At 59.3% G+C, this 18,941-nt stretch carries 16 protein-coding genes and 2 pseudogenes; 12 read left to right on the top strand and 6 right to left on the bottom strand.

The window, feature by feature from the left end:
- Positions 1-224: 224 nt before the first annotated feature.
- On the top strand, positions 225-854 hold the full coding sequence (locus FJ424_RS05705; protein ID WP_181182188.1) for an HAD family phosphatase: 630 nt from the start codon (positions 225-227) through the stop codon (positions 852-854).
- A gap of 316 nt (positions 855-1,170) precedes the next feature.
- On the opposite strand, the pseudogene FJ424_RS05700 reads toward FJ424_RS05705, so the two are convergent.
- A pseudogene (locus tag FJ424_RS05700) lies at positions 1,171-2,315 on the bottom strand (integrase core domain-containing protein).
- A 180-nt stretch (positions 2,316-2,495) separates the two neighbouring features.
- On the bottom strand, positions 2,496-2,816 hold the full coding sequence (locus tag FJ424_RS05695; protein ID WP_246677153.1) for a YdhR family protein: 321 nt from the start codon (positions 2,814-2,816) through the stop codon (positions 2,496-2,498).
- Between the two features lie 220 nt (positions 2,817-3,036).
- On the opposite strand from FJ424_RS05695, the gene FJ424_RS05690 reads away from it, so the two are divergent.
- On the top strand, positions 3,037-3,990 hold the full coding sequence (locus tag FJ424_RS05690; RefSeq protein ID WP_140786346.1) for a LysR family transcriptional regulator: 954 nt from the start codon (positions 3,037-3,039) through the stop codon (positions 3,988-3,990).
- A gap of 1,629 nt (positions 3,991-5,619) precedes the next feature.
- On the opposite strand, the gene FJ424_RS05680 is transcribed toward FJ424_RS05690, so the two are convergent.
- Positions 5,620-6,237 carry a TetR/AcrR family transcriptional regulator gene (locus tag FJ424_RS05680; protein WP_140652615.1) on the bottom strand — a complete coding sequence of 206 codons (618 nt, stop codon included), beginning with the start codon at positions 6,235-6,237 and terminating at the stop codon, positions 5,620-5,622.
- 338 nt (positions 6,238-6,575) lie between these two features.
- Between FJ424_RS05680 and FJ424_RS05675 the strand changes: the two genes are divergently transcribed.
- The 3 genes from FJ424_RS05675 to FJ424_RS05665 all read left to right on the top strand — a co-directional run bounded on the left by FJ424_RS05675 (position 6,576) and on the right by FJ424_RS05665 (position 10,224).
- Positions 6,576-7,691 carry a substrate-binding domain-containing protein gene (locus tag FJ424_RS05675; RefSeq protein WP_181182006.1) on the top strand — a complete coding sequence of 372 codons (1,116 nt, stop codon included), beginning with the start codon at positions 6,576-6,578 and terminating at the stop codon, positions 7,689-7,691.
- Positions 7,688-9,208 (top strand): sugar ABC transporter ATP-binding protein, encoded by a 1,521-nt coding sequence (locus FJ424_RS05670; RefSeq protein WP_140652619.1) that lies wholly within the window; start codon positions 7,688-7,690, stop codon positions 9,206-9,208. The genes FJ424_RS05675 and FJ424_RS05670 overlap by 4 nt, the downstream gene beginning before the upstream one ends.
- Positions 9,209-9,399: 191 nt before the next feature.
- Entirely contained in the window at positions 9,400-10,224 is an 825-nt protein-coding gene (locus FJ424_RS05665) for an ABC transporter permease (protein ID WP_181183239.1), read from the top strand.
- A 58-nt stretch (positions 10,225-10,282) separates the two neighbouring features.
- Here FJ424_RS05665 and FJ424_RS05660 read toward each other — a convergent pair whose 3' ends face one another.
- A complete protein-coding gene (locus FJ424_RS05660) occupies positions 10,283-11,236 on the bottom strand; it encodes a helix-turn-helix transcriptional regulator (protein WP_181182007.1) in 954 nt (317 codons plus the stop codon).
- 81 nt (positions 11,237-11,317) lie between these two features.
- On the opposite strand from FJ424_RS05660, the gene FJ424_RS05655 reads away from it, so the two are divergent.
- From FJ424_RS05655 to FJ424_RS05640, 4 genes and pseudogenes are all read left to right on the top strand, one after another.
- Positions 11,318-11,725: a nuclear transport factor 2 family protein gene (locus tag FJ424_RS05655; RefSeq protein WP_140652625.1), complete on the top strand. Its 408-nt coding sequence runs from the start codon at positions 11,318-11,320 to the stop codon at positions 11,723-11,725.
- A gap of 47 nt (positions 11,726-11,772) precedes the next feature.
- Positions 11,773-13,269, top strand: a complete 1,497-nt coding sequence (locus tag FJ424_RS05650; RefSeq protein ID WP_140652627.1) for a nuclear transport factor 2 family protein — start codon at positions 11,773-11,775, stop codon at positions 13,267-13,269.
- 30 nt (positions 13,270-13,299) lie between these two features.
- Positions 13,300-14,706 carry an aldehyde dehydrogenase family protein gene (locus FJ424_RS05645; protein ID WP_140652629.1) on the top strand — a complete coding sequence of 469 codons (1,407 nt, stop codon included), beginning with the start codon at positions 13,300-13,302 and terminating at the stop codon, positions 14,704-14,706.
- Between the two features lie 483 nt (positions 14,707-15,189).
- Positions 15,190-15,697 (top strand): annotated as a pseudogene (locus FJ424_RS05640) (ferritin-like domain-containing protein).
- Positions 15,698-15,857: 160 nt separating this feature from the next.
- On the opposite strand, the gene FJ424_RS34280 reads toward FJ424_RS05640, so the two are convergent.
- Positions 15,858-15,989: a hypothetical protein gene (locus FJ424_RS34280; protein ID WP_281405426.1), complete on the bottom strand. Its 132-nt coding sequence runs from the start codon at positions 15,987-15,989 to the stop codon at positions 15,858-15,860.
- A gap of 370 nt (positions 15,990-16,359) precedes the next feature.
- Between FJ424_RS34280 and FJ424_RS05635 the strand changes: the two genes are divergently transcribed.
- Positions 16,360-16,926 (top strand): sigma-70 family RNA polymerase sigma factor, encoded by a 567-nt coding sequence (locus FJ424_RS05635; protein ID WP_226892236.1) that lies wholly within the window; start codon positions 16,360-16,362, stop codon positions 16,924-16,926.
- Between the two features lie 206 nt (positions 16,927-17,132).
- Here the strand turns inward: FJ424_RS05635 and FJ424_RS33920 are convergent, their stop codons facing one another.
- Positions 17,133-17,303: a hypothetical protein gene (locus tag FJ424_RS33920; protein WP_226892176.1), complete on the bottom strand. Its 171-nt coding sequence runs from the start codon at positions 17,301-17,303 to the stop codon at positions 17,133-17,135.
- 5 nt (positions 17,304-17,308) lie between these two features.
- Here FJ424_RS33920 and FJ424_RS33915 point away from each other — a divergent pair, with 5 nt between their 5' ends.
- Both FJ424_RS33915 and FJ424_RS05625 read left to right on the top strand, forming a co-directional pair.
- Entirely contained in the window at positions 17,309-17,929 is a 621-nt protein-coding gene (locus FJ424_RS33915) for an isochorismatase family cysteine hydrolase (protein ID WP_281405425.1), read from the top strand.
- 195 nt (positions 17,930-18,124) lie between these two features.
- Entirely contained in the window at positions 18,125-18,784 is a 660-nt protein-coding gene (locus FJ424_RS05625; protein ID WP_140652896.1) for a DUF6766 family protein, read from the top strand.
- The last annotated feature ends 157 nt before the right edge of the window (positions 18,785-18,941 follow it).

The raw sequence follows: 18,941 nt of genomic DNA, 5'->3' as shown, positions 1-18,941 counted from the left end.
GTTCTTGGGCTTCTCCGACGTTCGGCCGCAGCAACAACTATTCGACCTGTCGACAGCTTCCTTTGTTGATTGCGCTTGCGCTGTTCGAAGAGGTGTCGAAGAGACGATTCTTAAGTAACATGAATTAATCCATCTGTTGTTCGTCCTTGTTAGCGACAGTCGTCAATCGATAGTGACTAACTGCCAAATTTGTGACAGCAAGAACTAGCAGAAAGGAATCGAGCGTGACCATACGTGCCATTGCATGGGATATTGATGGCACCCTGGTCGATAGCGAACCTCTGCATCATGAGGCGCTGGTCACCGTCTGCAATCGTTGGCAGGTCGACCTTTCGGACATTCCGCACGACCGGTTCTGTGGCGTGCACATGCTAGAAGTATGGCTTTCCCTTTCGCATCGGATGCCGCCGACGCTCACGGAGCAGGCTTGGCATGATGCGATCGTCGACTATTACGCCGATAGATGTCGCGACCTTGAGCCAATGTTTGGCGCGATTGAAACAATCGACGTCCTCGCCGCTAGTGGCTTTGCACAGGTCTGCGTTTCAAACTCGGGTCGCAAGATCGTTGATGCCAATATGCTTGCTCTGGGCATAAGGGAACGCATGATGTTCTCAATAAGTTTAGATGACGTTCGATACGGTAAGCCGGACCCTGAGCCGTATGCCACGGCATGTGCCAAGCTCAATCTCCGACCAACCCAAGTGCTCGCTGTGGAAGATAGCCTTACAGGATTACGATCCGCCCGCGCGGCAGGGCTGATGACGGCCTTTTACTCTATCAATGATGCTGCTCACTTTGAGGCTGACTTTTCAGTTACGGACTTGCGGCAGTTACAGCAGATCGTGCTTTGATCAATCGCCAAAAGAGGGTCCGTGGCTCTGGGCGGCCGCTGCGCGGCAAGAGCCAGCTTCCGGCCCGAAATTGGTCACGCTCACCCCCCCGTCAACATGTGTTCATCGACCTTTTGGAGGATAGGAAAGGGCCACCGACTGCATTGAAAACTACTCCTCTTCCTGATCTGTGGGTTCGCCAGACCATACGAGAGAATACGAAGGATATGGGTTGGCTAACCATCCTGTAAGCCATTGATTTTCTTTGGCAATCCCACACCCTCCGGGCCCACCATTCAGTCTGTGTACAGCCCGGAGACATGGTAGCAGTTCGTACCTATGACATGGGTGACAATCTCGTGCCGAACGGATTGTCGATGGTCTGCAAGGTCCTCTGTTCCAGGTCGATATACCCCAGATCGTAGTGCATGAAGCTTAAGAGCCAAATGCCGTCGTCCACCTCCTTTATGCCGAGCCTCTGGCCGGCGAGCACGGTCGAGACGTTGATCTTCTTCCTCATCATGCAGATGCGGCCGCAGGTGGTGACCATGGTGTCCTTGTCATGGAAGGGGTAGGTCAGCTCCGGCAGGCCATCATAGGGCCGTGACGAGGGGCCATAGAGTTCGGCCGGCACCTTCATGTCGATGGCTTCGTGGGGCCGTTTCTCATTGAATTCGCTGATGAAGGCGTCGAACCTGGCCTGCTGCTGGAGAGCATTCATGCCCGGCGGCCGCGTGGTCTCCTGCTTCAAGATGCGGTGCATGCGCTCGTGGCGGCCGTTCTGCTGCGGATGACCGGGCCTGATGCGCTCGATTGCGATCCCCAGCCGCAGCCACCAGACGGAGAGCCTCGAGAGATTGTAGAGGCCATTGGGGCTGGCGAAGGGGACGCCGTTGTCGGAGCGGATGGCATGCGGTAGGCCGCGTTCCTTGAAGAGCCGGACGAAGGGCTCGATGACCGGAGCTTCCTTTGTCGCTTCAAGCGCTTCGGCGAGAAGCAGGTAGCGCGAGGCCTGATCGGTGACCGTCAAGGGGTAACAGTATCGGCCGTCGCCGAGCTTGAACTCGCCCTTGAAATCGGCGCACCACAGGTCATTGGGCTGGACAGCCTGCGAGAGCGGCGTGCCCTCGGCCTTGTTCGCCCGGTTCCTCTTGCGGGCCTCGCTCACAAGGCCGTGACTGTCGAGCACCGCGTGCACCGTGCTCTTGGCGGGAATACGCACGTCCCCGGCCAGCTTGCGCACCAGGAACTCCCTGATCTTCCGGGCGCCCCAATGCGGCTTGTCGCGCTTGGCCTCGACGATCAGCCGCTCGATCTGGTCGGGCAGTTGGTTGGCGTAGCGGCCCGGCCGGCGCGAGCGGTCGCATGGGCCTCGAGCCCCTCCTGCATCACCGTACGGATCACTTCGCGCAAACCCTCTGCGTTCGAAAGCAGAATGTCTTTGACGGCGGCGCTGGCAGTCTTATTTTCAGTCTTGGTCATGGGGGCCGTTCCGTCGCGGGTATCAGGTGACGTTGAACATCACCAGCCTGCCATGACCGCCCCTCTCAGCGAATTTGCAGAACTCTCAGCACACTATCCCTGCCGCGCTATGAGCGCGGCAGGGCGACCGGGCCGCCGATAAGGCACGGCCCGCGCCAATCCTGAAGACTTCTTGGGCCGCTAGGCCGCCTTGCTGGCCGGCGCTGCGTTGTCGACGATCAGCGGCGTGTCGAACCAGGTGATCTCAGGCGCGCCGCCAAAGAGCTTTGCGACGTGCTCGCGCCACTCCGTGCTGTAGGCCGCCTCGGCCGCGGCGCGCGATTCCCATAGATAGACGCCGCCGGCCGTGCGCCCATCCTCCGCCCGCAGGTAATATTTCCGGATCAATCCCGGCAAATTGCGGTAGCTCGGGGCACTCGACTCGAAACGGCGCGTCGCCTCCTCGAGGCTGATCGGCTGTGGCAGGCGGAATTGCACCACTGTGGTGATAGTATTGCGCACGATGTTTCTCCTCTCTGATCGGGTCATGCGACCTGGCATTCATCCTGACCGTAAGGCGCCCAGACACGGCATAGCCTACGTAAGAGAGACTTGGCCGCTGCCTGTTCTTGTACCATAATCGCCTGCCGGAGGACGGTTACGCTAGCAGCAGCAAAGCCAGGGCTGAATTCGCGAAAACTCGACGCGCTTTGTGCAAATTTGCACAGGACGGAGGCTCGCCATGCAGTGGGATGATTTGAGGATCTTCCTCGCTGTCGCGCGCGATGGATCGATCAGCGGCGCGGCAAAACGGATCGACGTGCAGCATTCGACGGTCTCGCGCCGCATCAAGGCGCTGGAACAGCAGCTCGGCACGCGCCTGATCGAGCGCAAGGCGTCGGGCTACGAGCTCACCAGCGCGGGCGAGGAGCTGAAGCTCGCTGCCGTCAAAATGGAAGTCGAGGTGCTGGAGGTCGAAGGCGCGCTCGGCGGCGAAGAAGATCGTCCAACAGGCGTACTCCGCGTCGCTGCGATCAACAACATGGCCTCGTCGGTGCTGATGCCGATATTCGCGCGCTTCAGCGCAAAATATCCAGAAATCGAGCTGCACGTGCACGTCTCGAACAAGTATGTCAGCCTGGCCGAGCGCCAGGCCGATGTTGCGATCCGCCAGACCAACACGCCGCAAGAGACACTGGTCGGCACGTTGCTCGGCAAGGTTGCCTCTGCCGTCTATGGCGAGCGCGACTATGTAGTCTCATTGCGCTCCGGCGCGACGCCGAAATGGCTGGGCGTGGAATGCTGCGCCTTCCACCAGTCGTTGACAAATGCCGCGTGCCCCAACCGCGACTACAGCTTTTTTGTCGACGATACTTTGTTGACTCTCGCGGCGCTGCGCGAGGGAATGGGCCTCGCCTATCTGCCGTGCTTCATGGGCGACAATGACGCCCGACTGCTCCGTTATCTCGCCCCGGAGCCGCATCATGATGTCGGCCTCTGGCTGCTCTACCATCCCAATCTCCGACGCACCAAGCGTGTGCGACTGTTTCGCGAACACATGCTGGCGGAAATGGTGAGCCAGCGGGAGCTGTTCGACGGTTTGAAGCCGCGACGTGACGGCCGGAACAATCTCGGCACGATGTCGTCGCCGCAGCCGAAACGCCACGGACGACAGGCTGCGGCCAGCGTGAAATAGAGTTGGCCTCCGTTGCCGTTGCGGCGCAATATGCCGCCTTCTGGCCCTAGGCGGCGGTTTTTGAATGTCCGTTCTTCCTGCGCTCCTGAGGCAGTTGGCACGTCAATACGACGCACTTGCGTACATGCTAAAATAATGAAATACGGCCCGCGAGGGGATGATGGCAGGGAATTGGGTGGCATGTATTTTCCTCAGTTTCTCACGGGAATGGTGGTGACGTCGGGCGCCTTAGCGGCGCGGGCATATGGCGCGACAGGCTCCCTATGGATCGCGGCCGTCTGGGCCATTCTCACGTTGGTGCTTCTGCAAGTCGGATATTTTGTGCTTGTGCTCGGGATCGTTTATGGGTCGCGAGATAGCGGTCGAGCGTCGGATGCAGGTTCTAGCCAGACAGCAAGTCGCGTAGCGCGATAGAGTCCGCGCGGGACTGCAGAACAATTCGCTTCTTACCCCCTGTCTCCCGAAGCCTAATGCCGTGGGGGGCACCGCCATGAAGACTTTGGCCGGCTTGGACTCCGGCGGGCAGGCTTTCGAACTCACGCAACTTCCAGCCCCAGTTCGGGCAGTCAATGAACAGTGAGGTATCCGTGGCCCATGGCCGGGGTGATCTGCCTTGCACTTCCCTGTTAGGCAATGGTCAGTTCCCTGTTAGCTTGCGTAGGGAAATTTCCCTCAAAGTGTTGAATCTCCGGCGAGATTCCTGACCAAAATTTGCCAAGGCACTCAAAACGACCGAAATTTCGCTGTTTTTGGGCGCCTAACAGGGAAAACCGACCAGAGACTGGTTCGCTGGTGACTGCCAGCACCACCATTGTCGTTATTTATCAATGATTTGGCGTCTATTTCTTCCTTCGGTTAGCCGAGTTCCTTTGGCGAACCTCCGCGCATCGCCTTGATTTTATTGACTTTGCGGTGGGCTGCTGAGAGTTCGAAGAGGCGGCTAGCGGCTGGCCGACCGCGACCGTTCTCTGCTCACGAATCCCGCTTATGTCATGCTGTCGATGGCGGCAACGCCGGAGTTCCGCCGCCGATCGAGCAAAAATCAGCCGTGGCGGCTTCAGCGTGCGCTGGTAGCAGTTGACCATCTGCTCACTCCCGATCGGAATGCACGTGGCTGCTCGCATTCCGGCGGAGCGGCCTTTGAAGACGGAAAAAGATCAGACGGTTCTCAAACGGCACGATCAGCGAATGTCGGCGTTGGTGCTTGCGTGTCCCGCAACCAACGTACGCAGTACCGCATGCATTGTTTTCGTAGCGGGAGGTGAGGCGCAGCTCACCCTGTGTTGTTGTTGTTCGGTTCGCCGGACCATACGAGACGATGCGAAGGATATGGGTTGGCTAACCATCCGCTAAACCATTGATTTTTAGGGAGTCTCACACCCTCAGCGACTAACATAATCGTTATAAATCAGTAGCTTGCGAAGCGGTTCGCCAAAAGTCGACTCAAGGAACGGGTCCAGCTACCAGTGTAAAGCGCCTCCCGGCGGAGACTCGCCTTGGCCACCTTGCGGCCTATCTGCGCAGCTTCACGGGGCAGGAACCAAGCGACGCCGACCTGGCCCACTTTTCCACCTTCGTCATGCAGGCGCGATCACGACAAACGGCCCTCAAGTAGCGGGCAAGATGTCCTCAGGCCTGTGCCGTTGCCACGTGCATCAAAATATCCACCAGACGATCCTGGCCCGACCCTCGAAGCGCTTCCGGCGGACTCCGACCGTAACCAACCGTCAGCAGCAGTCCATCCGTAGCGGCCATGATGACAGCAGCGCGTTGCAGCCCGGCGTCCAAGGAGAGTTCCGGTCTTATGCGCAGGATCAGATCGCGGAATCGGACGAGCTGCTCGTCGCACAGCCGATCCAGCGCTTTGCTGGCGATGGGGTCGCGATGCGCCAGGTTCCAAAGTTCGTAGAAGAACCCGGCGGTGTGGGCGTTCTTGTTGTCCTCGATGAGGAAATGCAGCATGCGCCGAAGCTTGGTCTCTGCATTGCCGAGAGTCTCGCTTTCGAGGCGGCCAAAGGCTTCGTTGTAGTCATGCGTAATGGAGTCGATGACGGCCTCGAAGAGTTTTGCCTTGTTGCCGAAGAAATGTTGGACGGTGGCTATTCTCACATCGCAGCCGGAGGCAACGGCCCGCAGGGTGAGGGCGCCATAGCCGTCGCCGATCATGATCGCACGCGCGACGTCTACGATCTGGGCGCTGCGCTCGCCGGCCGCCATCCTCTTCTTGCCCTTGACCCGCTGATCCATCTTGCCCTCCGTTTCCTCGACTAGCAGTTCGAGGCGTTTGCGTCATCGCGTTCACGAGAACGGTATAGACGGTATTCGGCGTATTGTTTATAGGTCAATTGACACATTGAGCGGCATTTGTTAACACATTAACTACCGCTCGGCCGCGGCGGTGGCGAGATTTTTGGGTTCACGTCGGAGGAGGACGGCAGGCTCGATACAAATTCAATCCACAGACGGTATTGGGCGTCCGCTCATCGCCCTGACGTTGGCCGCTCTTTCGCCGGGAGAGGCGGGACCAGGCAGACAACCATTTACCAACCATCATGCGGTTCACGAAACCAACCAAGGGGAAGAACATGTCGCATCGTTCATGGCCACCGCTATCCGGATTTGGCGCGGCGTTGATTGGAGCCTTCTCAGGCTGGCTCATGCCGGGTCAGGCGGGCGCTTCGGATTTCCCGTCTCTTCAGGATCTCTACACGGGAAGCTATCGGCTGCCGCCGTCTGAAAGCCCCAAACCGGTCACCGGCAAGAAGATTTGGTTCGTTTCCTGCAGCCAGGACGTCAGTCTCTGCGCGGCGGAGGCAGCAGGTACTCAGGAAGCGGGCCGGCTGTTGGGATGGGACACCACGATCTTCGATGGAAAATACGATCCGGCCGTCATGGCCAACGGCATCAGGCAGGCGATCGCCGGCAAGTTCGATGCGGTTGTTCTCGCCGGCGCCGACTGCAATGGCGTCAAGGGACCTTTGGCGGAGGCCAGGGACTCCGGCCTGAAGATCGTCAGTATCGAGGGGGTGGACTGCAGCGTCAGCGATCCGGGCGAGCCTTCCCTGTTCGACGCTAACGTCACCTATGTCGAGGGCGATCTCATTCCCTGGGTCAAGAAATATGGTGCCTGGCAGGCCGACTACGTCATCGCCAAGACCGGGGGCAAGGCTGAGGCCATTGTGTTGGTCAGCGACGAGGTGCTCGTTTCAAAGCTGACGAGCGAAGCCACGATCGAAGAGTTGAAACGCTGCCCGGGCTGCACTGTCCACGAAGTGTCGTTCAGCTACGGTTCCCAAGGCCCGCAACTGCAACAGCTTGCTGAACAGGCATTGTTGCGCTTCCCCAATGCGAACAGCCTCATTGTTCCCGCGGATTCCGTTATCCTGAGCGGAGTCGGACCGGCGATCGAAGCGTCCGGACGAGATTTGGTTGTTGTGGCCGCGGAGGGCCAGGAGGCAACGATGAATCTTGTACGGGCGGGCAGCCGGCAGGTCAGTGCGGGCGTCGGTATTCCCAGCGCCTGGGAAGGCTATGCCGCGGTTGACGCGTTAAACAGGGTCTTCAACGGGCAACCGGCCGTCAATTCGGGGGCTGGCCTGCAAGTTTTCGACAAGGATCACAACGCTGGCACCGCTGGTGCGTTCAATGCTTCGACGGATTTCGTCGCCGCCTACAAGAAAGCCTGGGGCATCAAGGAATGAATGCGGCTAAATTCGCCGTCAGGTTGCACGCAATCTCGAAGGCCTATGGAGCGACCCGGGCTTTGGAGGATGTATCGTTCGATGTATCCTCGGGAAGCATCCATGCGCTGCTCGGCGGCAACGGATCGGGCAAATCGACACTGATCAAGATCCTGGCCGGTGTCGTCGGAGCCGACGCAGGTCGGATCGACCTCGGGGGCGTCGAGTTTGCCGCGTCCACTTTTTCGGCGGCAACGGCGAAGAAATGCTCGATCCACGTCGTGCACCAACATTCCTCGACATTCCCGCATCTGTCGGTGGCAGAAAATCTTTCAATAGGCAGGGGCTTCGAGACGGCCGGGTTTGGACGCATTTCCTGGTCGAGTGTCAGGCGGAGGGCCGACAAGGTGCTCGAGCGCTTCGGCATCGAGGCATATCCGGATCAACTTCTCTCGAATTTGCGCCCGGCGGCCCAGATGATGGTGGCGATCGCCCGAGCCCTGCAGGATCAGGAGGGCGAATCGAGCGGATTGCTGGTTCTGGACGAGCCCACTTCGGCGCTGTCGGCGGCGGAAGCGGACAGGCTCGCCGCAGCACTCCGCCGCTTCTCGGCTGCCGGCCAGACCATCATCATCGTCACCCATCATCTTCACGAGGTCATGGATCTTGCCGACCACGTCACGGTGCTGCGTGATGGAAAGGTCGCGGGGAATCTTTCCGGCGATTCAATAACCAAGGCGATGCTTGTCCGGCTCATCGCGGGCCCCAACCACACTGCTGTCAGCAGGCCGGCGGGTGTGGTCCCCGGCGCGATGCTGCTGGAGACAAGAGGGCTTAAGGGCGGGCCGCTTCGCGGCGTCGACCTGTCGGCACGAGCCGGCGAAATCATCGGTATCGCCGGACTGTTGGGCAGCGGCCGAAGCGCGCTGCTGCGTACCCTCTTCGGCATAATCAGGCCGACCGGGGGTGCAATACTGCTCGACGGACATCCGTATACCGCGGTCGATCCCAGGGCCGCTGTGCGTGCCGGCATGGCCTTCGTTCCCGAGGATCGGATGGCAGACGGAATATTTGCCAGCCTGTCGGTCATGAACAATTTCAGCGTTGCAAGCCTTGATCGATACTGGTCGGGATTGCGCCTGCGCTTCGACGCCGAAAAGCGGGAGGCGCTCCGCCTTGCCGATCTGGTCGGTCTCAAACCGCGTCGCGTCGATCTCGCCGTCGACAAACTATCCGGTGGCAATCAGCAAAAGGTAGCGATCGGACGATGGCTGTCGCGCAAACCCCGCTTGCTGCTTCTCGATGAGCCGACGCAGGGTGTCGACATCGGCGCCAGGGCGGAGATCCACCGACTGATCCGCGCCGCCGCGATGGAAGGCGCGGCGGCCATTGTCGTCTCATCGGATTTTTCTGAACTTGTCGACCTGTGCGATCGCGTCCTGGTGCTGAACGGTGGCAGGGTCTGCGCCCATGTGTCCGGAAACGAGCTCACGACACAATACCTCCATGAACTCACCCAACTGCGAGTGGCAGCATGACCGAACCAGCTCTCGCCGCAACCGGCACGAACAATGCAAAGCCCGCGTCGCAGGAGTATGGCGCCCGTAGGTTCTTCCGCCTTTATGGCGAGGCCTACGCTCTTGTGGCACTCCTGGCTCTGATCGCGATTTTCTTCACGCTCTTGCCGGCGACACGCGAGACCTTCCCGACGTCGGCCAATCTGCGCATCGTGATCGCCAATCAGGCGGTCTTGGCGATCGTAGCGCTGGCAGCCTTCGTCCCGCTGATCGTCAACGAGTTCGACGTCAGCGTGGGCGCAAATCTCGGGCTTTCTTCTATTTTTGCAGCGGTCGCGATGTCAGCAGGCATGCCTTGGTTCCTGGCGCTGTTGCTTGCGGTCGCGATCGGCACATCCATCGGTGTCGTAAACGGCGTCCTGGTCACGCGCGCCGGAATCAACTCGTTGATTTCGACACTCGGCATATCGATCATTATCCATGGAATCGTGACCTGGAAGACTGGCGGCGTCAGCGTCGTCAGCAACATTCCGCCGATCCTGTCCAAATTCGGATCGGGCACCCTGTTCGGGATACCGCTGCCCTTCTTCGCTCTTCTCATCGTCGCGCTGCTTCTCGGATATGTGATCATCTTCACACCGTTCGGCCGCTATCTCTATGCGATCGGCTCAAACATCTCGGCAGCCAAACTCGTCGGCATCAATACGACCCGCATGGTGATCCTCAGTTTCGTGATATCCGGTGCCCTGTCGGGCTTCGCCGGTTTCATCCAGATCGCCAGGACGGGCGGCGCAAACCCGCGTGTCGGCGAATCCTTCACCTTGCCGGCCCTCGCGGCGGCGTTTCTTAGCGCCTCCGCAATTCTGCCGGGCACCTACAACGTCGCCGGAGTTATCGTCGCCGTGTTCTTCCTGGCGACCATCAACAGCGGTCTCAACCTTGCCGGCGCCGAGGTCTACGTCAACGATCTGGTCAACGGCTTTGCCCTCATCCTCGGTGTCGGTCTTTCCAAGTTCCTGGGTCGCAACCGCGCCTGAAGTGCCGCCGCTCTCAAGGGAGCTTGGCCGTCTGCGGCGCGACGCGGCTCAACTTGCCTCAAACGGCGTCCTCCCGAACGTCACTCATGATGTGGTCGAGAAAGAGCCGGAACAGTTCGCGCTCGGAGGTGATGTCCAGTTTGTCATAGACCATTCGCTTGCGGTTCTTGACCACCTGATGGCTGATGCCCATGGCCTTCGCGATGGCGGCATTGTGATAGCCTCGAAGCGATAGACGCACGATCTGGAGTTCACGCGGGGCAAGGTTACCAGGACTGTAGGTTTCGACCGCGACATCGAACAGAAGCGAAGGCGGCGCGCCGCGCGTGGCGGACAAGCCGTCTGAGACTCGGTCTGTTTGAGCCGTCGGGTTCGCGTTGGGCGTACCGAGATGCGTCTGATGAATCGAGTTTGCCAGCGCCAGATAGGTGCGCAGCAAGAGCACCGTCCGCATGGAGAACTGCCCCTCGGCGCGATCCCAGCAGAGAACCAGGGTAGCGCCATTCGAATCCGGAAGCATGACGACGATATCGTCGGACACGCCTTCCGATGTCAGCAGGTCGTGGTAGGTCTGAAATCCTCTTTCGGCAACGGTGTGGTCGCGAAACAGCTCAACGCCGAGTTGGGGGCCATTCAGGCACAGCCGGTAGAACGGATCGAACCGGTAGAAACCGCTCAGGTAAACATCGAACGAATGAAAATCGCCGCCTTCTCGAAACAGGCAAACTGGCGGCTCGTTGGGGCCATAGCGGAAAATATAGCGATAGTTCCAATGCAGCAGGGAGCTCAACGCTTCCAGGAGTTGGAACTGGAAGTCAGCCTTGGCCCGGTGGTCGAGTGCACGCGATAACAGTCCCAATGTGACTTCCGAGGATCGCGTCACCATTTCCCTGGCTTTCGCCAAGCGCTCCCGCCTGGATCGGCGTACACGCCCGCGTCCGAAAAAGCCTCCTTCCGCATAGGTCGTGGTTCCTCCGACAAACGGCGCATGGGTACTGGGGTCATCATGCATTTTGCCTGTCTTCTCCATAGCTTAGTCAAGACCCGAGAGCGTCGCAATTGCGCGCCGCAAGAAGATAGCGAGGAACGCTGGATGGCTGTGAAGACAGAAGCTTTTTCCAACCCGGGACACGCGCTGCAAGCCTACGTGCGCGCCTTCGCGCGGAAGGATATTGGCGCGATCATGGAGCTGTTTTCCAATGGCGGACTCGTCGAGATTCCCATGCTGAAGCCGAACCGGCTGTTCGGACAGACAGAACTGCGCCGCGGTCATGAAGCGATTTTCGAGGCCGTCTCTTCGTCACGCTTCGAACTGTCTGAGCCAGCGGTCAACGATATCGTTGCCATTGCAAGCGGCAGGCTGAAAACGGAGCGGGGCGGCGTCCAGCACGTGCATCCCGTCGCCATTGTGGCGGAAGTCGATTCGGAGCGCCTGATGCGTCTCAGTCTCTATATGGACGGCCGCAATCAGCGCCTCTGGTCAGATAAGGCGATCCTTTAGGCTCCCGCACTTTTCCCGTCGAAAACGCATCGAAAGCACCAATAGCCATGACCCCCACACAAGCGTTCCGCAGATATTGCGACCATTTCATCGCCGGCGATGCCGCGGCGATCGCTTCAATGTTCACCGATGATGGGGAGTTCATCGTACCCATGGCCGACAAGCCGGCTAAAGGCCGCGCCAGGATCGAAAAGGAGATGCGGCAGGCGGCCCTCAGCCAAAAGAATATACAGGTGGAGGTCACTGCGGCGATCGACGCCGGTGCGACCGGTTTTGTTGAGGCCAACTACTCCGCAGAGGTTGTCGGGACCGGCGGCAAGCTTGATGGCACGCCGCATCGCGTCGATTTTCGTATGGTCGGCGAGATCACGCTCGTCGACGGCAAGATCAAGCGGCTTACGGAGTACCTGGACCGCCGACCGATGTTCCCCGAAGAGCGCCAGCGGGTCTTCACCGTCAATCGACTCTCGCCCTATTTCGGTAAGTCCGTGGAAGAGGGCTGCATGGAGTGGATGGTCTACAACAACATGCATTTTCCGATGATCTACGGGCGAATGCCCTTCCAAGAATACGACACCCTGCTCAATGGCGTTACGCTGTGGGATGTCGGCCTTGAGCGGCAGACCCAGCTCAAGGGTCCGGACGCGCTGCGGTTCATGGACTATCTGTCATGCCGGGACATGTCCACCATGAAGGTCGGCCAATGCCGTTACACATTGCTGACCGACGAGAACGGTATCTGCCTGTGCGATCCGGTCGTGCTGCGTCCATCGGAAGACACGATCTGGATCTCGCACGGAAACACCGACATCACGCTTTGGGCGCGCGGCATCGTGATGGGCTCGGACTGGAAGGTGGAAGTGTCCGAACCGGACATCGCCCCCATGCAGATTCAGGGCCCGCTCTCCATCGAGGTCATGAAGGCGATATGCGCGGATCCAGTGTGGGAGCTGAAGAACTACACATGCATGCGGACAACGGTGCTCGGCAAGGATGTGGTCGTTTCGCGCACGGGCTGGAGCAGCGGCGAAGGCTTCGAAATCTATCCCCTGTCGTCCGTGGGCGCGACCGACATCTGGGACGCGGTCAAGGAAGCGGGCGAGCCGTACGATATCATGGTCATGGGCCCCAACATCTTCCGTGCGCTCGAGCGGGGTGTGACCGACATCAGCTACTATACCAATTCGGGCATGAACGCGCTTGAGGATCTTGGCAACAAGTTCGTCCATCTCGACGTCGAGGCCGATTTCATAGGCAAGGATGCGCTGAAACGGATCAGGGCCGATGGCGTCAGGCGCAAGTCGGTTGGCCTGTTCATCGAAGGACCGGTTCCGCGCATGGAGTGGTTCTGGGATGCCAAGGACGCGAGAGGCAATCCCGGCGTCGTGCGATGGGCGGCGCACTCATTCGCGCTCGACCGCAGCCTCGGTATCGCGCTGGTCGATGCCTCGGTCGAAGTCGGCGATGTGATCGAAGTCAGCCACCCGCTCGGCGTCGTGAAGGCCGAGGTCACCACGGTTCCGTTCGTTGGCAAATCGTCCTGAGCGCACAGGCATCGTACCCGGGAGAGAGCGATGAACGATTTCTGTCACATCATAAACGGCGTGCAGGTCACGGCGCGCAACCATTTCAACGTGTACAACCCGTCGACGGCGGCGATCGCAGGCAGAGCTCCTGAGGCAGAGAAAACGGATATCGACAACGCAGTCTCGGCGGCGCGGGCGGCGTTCGAAGGCTGGAGCAGGACGTCGAATGAAGTCCGCAAGAAGGCCGTTCATGATGCCGCCAATGCCATCGAAAAGCATCTGGAAGAGCTCGCGACACTGCTGACCCTGGAACAGGGTAAGCCGCTTGGCGGGATGGGCTCACGCTTCGAACTCGCAGGCGCCATGGCCTGGACCCGTTACACCGCGGACCTCGAACTTCCGGTGCAAATCCTTCAGGACAACGATGAAGGCCGCGTCGAGCTCCATCGAAAGCCGCTCGGCGTGGTCGGCTCGATCACTCCCTGGAACTGGCCACTGATGATTGCTTGCTGGCATATCATGCCGGCGATCCGTGCGGGCAACACCGTCGTCATCAAGCCGTCGCCCTACACGCCGCTGTCAACCATCCGTATGGTCGAGATTCTAAACGGGTGCCTGCCGGCCGGCGTGGTCAACGTCGTCACCGGCCAGGACAATGTCGGCGATTTGATTTCCGGACATCCCGGAATCAGCAAGCTGGTCTTCACGGGCTCGACATCGACCGGCAAGAAAGTGATGCGGTCGGCCTCTGATACGCTCAAGCGCCTGACGCTCGAGCTTGGAGGCAATGACGCGGGCATCGTCCTTCCAGATGTCGATCCGGCCGCGATTGCCGAAGGGCTTTTTTGGGGCGCCTTCATCAACAACGGGCAGACCTGCGCTGCCATGAAGCGGCTTTATGTGCACGCCGACGTTCATGACGTGGTCTGCGAGAACCTGGTTTCCTTTGCCGCAAAGGTCACGATGGGCGACGGCATGGACGAGGCCAACTTGCTGGGACCAATCCAGAACAGGGTCCAGTTCGACAAGGTGACGCGGCTGGTGGAAGACGCCAAGACGCGTGGCGGGAAAGTTCTGCTCGGCGGAAGCGCCAAGGAAGGCCCAGGCCACTTCTATCCGATCACCCTTATCTCCGGCCTCGCCAATGGGGATCCATTGGTCGATGAGGAGCAGTTCGGCCCCGTCCTGCCGATCATCCGCTATGCCGACGTCAACGATGCGATCCGAGAGGCCAACAACAGTGTGAACGGCCTTGGTGGCTCGGTATGGTCCAGGGATGTCAGGGAAGCCAAACGGATCGCATCGCACCTCGAATGCGGCTCGGTCTGGATCAACAAGCACGGCGCCATCCAGCCGAACGCACCGTTCGGGGGCGTCAAATCTTCCGGCATCGGCGTCGAATTTGGCCAACTTGGACTTGAGGAGAACAGTTCGGTCCAAGTCATCTTTTCATGACTGCAGCTAAAGATAAATCAATAAAATACGAAGAGTAATCTCCCTATCAATTCAAACCAGCTGAAGCGTAATCGAATTGCCAAGTATAATGGCGGAATTTTTGGGATTTATGGCAGTCCAGACCTCTGGTCGAGCGGGTAAAGTCAGGCTGAGAGCTTGTTTCGCTCGCTGGGCGGAGGCGCGGCGCCTTCACATTACGCCCACGACTCACCCGCGGATCAATCATGCCGAGCGTCGCTCGGCGGCGACCTTCCCCATAATTGCTCCATTGTCGTTATTTTATCAATCGTTACGAAGGGCTTGGCCAAGGCCTGCGCCGAGCCATCTCGTCCGCCTGCGAATCCGGCTTGTGACTCCTCACGGCCGAGCCAGTCGCTCAATCGAGCCTGGGGAACATTCAGCAGACCTCGTGATTAGGCGGCTTCCGGGCCCATCACGGTCTGGAAGTCCAGCAATTGCGGTCACAAACGAAAGGCGGCCATCATGGGTTTTTTCTCGAAGGACATCAAAACGTTGGACGACCTGTTCGTCCATACGCTTCAGGACATCTACTATGCGGAGCAGCAGATCCTAAAAGCGCTGCCAAAGATGATCGAGAAGGCTTCAGACGGCAATTTGAAGGCTTGGGTTCGAGAAGCATCTGCGCGAAACGGAGGGCCATGTCGCGCGGGTCGAAGAGGTCTTCGAGATGCACGGCCAGAAGATTAAGGCGGTCGATTGCCCCGCGATCGACGGCATTCTCGAGGAGGCCGACGATGTCAGCGCCGATGTCGACGACAAGGAGGTTCTCGACGCTGCTTTGATCGCGTCGGCTCAAGCCGTCGAGCACTACGAAATGACGCGCTATGGAACGCTGATAGCGTGGGCCAAGCAACTCGGCCGAGACGACTGCGCCGCTGTCCTGGCCGAGACCCTCAAGGAAGAGAAAGCGGCTGACGACAAGCTGTCGGAAATTGCCGAGCGCAAGGTCAATGCCATGGCGGCGGAATGACAGGCCACCCGGCTCCGCCGCTCAACTCTCCGAGGAAGGCAGGAAGGGAACTTTGCTTTGATTGCCGGTTACGCCGGGTGTGTTAACATTTGTTATGAGCAGGCCCGTGCGTCGACACACCGTGATCCCGATAGAGACCCAAACCGCGGCTCCAAAGCGTTCAACGCTCGATGGGGAACTGCTTGCCGCGTTTGAGATCGTCGCAGACGAGCCAGCGCCTGAGCGGCTGGTTGAGTTGGCGCGGGAATTGGAAGCGGCTGCTCGGATGGCGAAAGCCGACGGCAAGCTGCACTGACAAAACTTCAAGGTGGCACCGCCAGCCGGGTTAAATCCCGTCTGGCGGTGTTGGAGGCTTCTGGCGTCAAAGCTTGAGAGCATAGATGCCCGCTTTAAAATCTGCTTGCCGAGCGCACGCCGAAATGGATGCGCAAACTGCGGCGGCCGGCTGGTGCTATGTCGCGCATGCCGCGAGAGATTGCACACGGCGTCAAGCGCGATCCTGGCTTCGAGGGCGAAGATCGATCGCCAAAGTAAAGACAGCGCTCGAAATTTTTGCAGCGGCTGAACATCGATTGAGGTCGCAACAGGAACCTACCTGTTCGCGGCGCATTAGCCTTGATCATCCAATCCAAGCTATCCTCCAGGAGGCGTTTTTGCGGACGATGAATTCCGGCTCGTCAGCCCTCCAAAATGAGGCGACGATTCTCGATCTGATCCCAGCTTTGAGAGCTTTTGCGCGCACCTTCTGTAGAGACAAGACCGACGCGGACGATCTCGTGCAGGAAACTCTCCTCAAGGGCATAGCGCATATCGATCAGTTCGAACCCGGCACGCGAATGAAGTCGTGGCTGTTCACGATCATGCGCAACACCTTCTACACAAAGCACAAGGTCTATATGCGCGAGGCGCCAGGAGCGACCGACTGCGCATCGGCCCGTTCAATCAGCTATGGCGACCAGGAATGGCATATCCGCAGCCAGGAGGTTCACGCCGCCATCGGCAAATTGCCGCCCCAGCAGCGCGAGGTCCTGGTGCTGATCGCCATCCTGGGCGTGAGCTATGAGGAAACAGCGAGCATCTGCGGTTGCGCCATCGGCACGATCAAAAGTCGGTTGAACCGAGCACGCATGTCATTGATTGAAGACCTGGGGGAGACGTCTCCAGCCGCCGCCGTGGACACCTCATCCAATGTTGCGGTGCCTTCCTGGTCGTCCTCCAGCCGGCGCTAGAGCAATTCCAAGAAAAGTGCGCAGCGGTTTTTCTGTCCGGAATTGCGTAAAAACAATGAGTTGGAGCAGTTCGGCGATTCTATCAAACGCTGAACTGCTCCAAGTGCAAGAATGCATTACGCTTTTATGGAACAGACCGCCTTCCATCGAGTTAGTCGCAGACACACGATTGGAAACCCACAATGGCATACGCTGCCGGAACTCCCTCACCGGAAATCGTCGAACGGGAACGGTGCGCGGCCATGGCCGAGGCACAGGCAATGGAATTCGAACGCATCAAGATGTACCCGGTGGCGCGCGATGCGTGCCTTGGCGCGTCGCATCAAGGAGTCCGGCTTGCCGATGCGGCTCCAGTCGCAAACTGCTTCCGGCAGCATCGAACGTGCCGCCATTTGATGGCCGTGATTTGAGCGACCTCGCACCGATTTCGGCGAAGGCCATACACATTTGCGTCGACATGCAGCGGATGTTCGCGCCACCGGGTCCTTGGGCGGTCGAATGGCTGCCCGCGATCCTGCCGCAGGTGCAGAGGCTGGTTGGCAAGCGGCCCGAAGCCACCATCTTCACCAGGTTCATCCCCGCGAGAAATCCCGGCGACGGCCACGGCCAGTGGAAGCAGTATTATGAGCGTTGGGCGCAAATGACGATCGCAAGTGCAGGCAAGGAAATGATCGAACTGTTGCCCGAGCTTGCCGTCCATCTGCCGCCGGCGCGCCTGTTCGACAAGCCGATCTATTCGCCATGGCTAAGCGGCGAACTGTCGGGCGTGCTCCAGTCCGAAGGCGTCGAAGAGATCATCGTCAGCGGTGGCGAGGCCGATATGTGCGTTCTGGCCACGCTGCTGGGCTCGATCGATCTGGGTTACCGCACCATCCTTGCCGAGGACGCCATCTGCAGCACGTCGGACGAGGCCTATGAGAACATCCTCAAGCTTTTCACCAAGCGCTACTCGCATCATGTCGAGGTGGCGCCGGTGGAAGCCATCCTCGAATGCTGGCAGTAGGCGACCCATTGATAGGCCGCGCCGTCTGAACGGTAAGCTCCATTTCCACCCGGGAACATTTCGCGGCGACCTCAGTGGTCGGACTTGAGCATGCCGACCCGAAGGAGATTAAGGTGAAGCTCGATCGGTTGGAAAAGGAGACGGGACTCGAGAGTTGAAGAGAGCAGGCGGCGAGAAATCAAGGAGTTATGGATGATGCGTTTTTTTCGAAATAACGGCCTGCTGATCACCGTCTTCGCCATCTTCGTTGCATGTCTGGTCGGCCAGGCAATCTCGGGCTATTTCGCCAGCCAACAGGACAGGGCGATGCATGGCTTGGCGAACCAGTCCTTTGCCTCGTTTCTCGGATCCGGTGAATTTCAGGAAAGCGTTTTCGAGAACTGGGAAAGCGAATTCCTGGAAAAATGGGCCTATGTTTTCCTCACCGCTTATCTGGTGCAGCGCGGTTCGGCAGAGTCCAGGGATCCCGATGCGGACTCACCGGAAAACGAAGATCCCGCCAGACATCGCGAAGACCCCGATGCCCCCTGGCCGGTAAGGCGCGGTGGGATCATTCTCTGGCTCTATTCGCATTCGCTTGGAACAGCGCTCTTCCTGATCTTCGTCGCGACCTTCGTCTTCCATCTTTGGCAAAGCACGCGCCACGCGGCAGAAGAAGCCGCGCTGCATCACCGGCCGGCGGAGACCATTCTGGCGCATCTCGTTTCCGGGCAATTCTGGTTCGAGAGCTTTCAGAACTGGCAGAGCGAGTTTCTGTCGACGGGCGTCCTGGTGCTGCTGGCAATCTGGCTGAGGGAGCGCGGCTCCCCGGAGAGCAAGCCTGTGCACGCGCCGCATGCGAAAACTGGCCATTGACAGCAGCGACCATCACTCGCCCCGATCGGCTGGCTGTCTAAGCTGGCGACGGTCTTATCGACTGAATGGACATGCCGCTGGCCTCAACAACCTATGTCAAGGCAGGGCCTCAATTGCCGTGCAACATAGGCTGGCCTTTGTGCCCTCCCTTGGGATA

The organism is Mesorhizobium sp. B3-1-8, from assembly GCF_006439495.1.
Classification (GTDB): domain Bacteria; phylum Pseudomonadota; class Alphaproteobacteria; order Rhizobiales; family Rhizobiaceae; genus Mesorhizobium.
The sequence above is the reverse complement of the archived record's forward strand: the minus strand, read 5'-3'. Positions and strand labels throughout refer to the sequence as shown.

Bases quoted from the DNA above. Each gene is read 5' to 3' on its own strand.
- FJ424_RS05690 (WP_140786346.1), top strand. From the start codon at position 3,037: ATGCAGTGGGATGATTTGAGGATCTTCCTCGCTGTCGCGCGCGATGGA.
- FJ424_RS05680 (WP_140652615.1), bottom strand. From the start codon at position 6,237: ATGGATCAGCGGGTCAAGGGCAAGAAGAGGATGGCGGCCGGCGAGCGC.
- FJ424_RS05675 (WP_181182006.1), top strand. From the start codon at position 6,576: ATGTCGCATCGTTCATGGCCACCGCTATCCGGATTTGGCGCGGCGTTG.
- FJ424_RS05670 (WP_140652619.1), top strand. From the start codon at position 7,688: ATGAATGCGGCTAAATTCGCCGTCAGGTTGCACGCAATCTCGAAGGCC.
- FJ424_RS05660 (WP_181182007.1), bottom strand. From the start codon at position 11,236: ATGCATGATGACCCCAGTACCCATGCGCCGTTTGTCGGAGGAACCACG.
- FJ424_RS05655 (WP_140652625.1), top strand. From the start codon at position 11,318: ATGGCTGTGAAGACAGAAGCTTTTTCCAACCCGGGACACGCGCTGCAA.
- FJ424_RS05650 (WP_140652627.1), top strand. From the start codon at position 11,773: ATGACCCCCACACAAGCGTTCCGCAGATATTGCGACCATTTCATCGCC.
- FJ424_RS05645 (WP_140652629.1), top strand. From the start codon at position 13,300: ATGAACGATTTCTGTCACATCATAAACGGCGTGCAGGTCACGGCGCGC.
- FJ424_RS05635 (WP_226892236.1), top strand. From the start codon at position 16,360: ATGAATTCCGGCTCGTCAGCCCTCCAAAATGAGGCGACGATTCTCGAT.
- FJ424_RS33920 (WP_226892176.1), bottom strand. From the start codon at position 17,303: ATGCTGCCGGAAGCAGTTTGCGACTGGAGCCGCATCGGCAAGCCGGAC.
- FJ424_RS05625 (WP_140652896.1), top strand. From the start codon at position 18,125: ATGCGTTTTTTTCGAAATAACGGCCTGCTGATCACCGTCTTCGCCATC.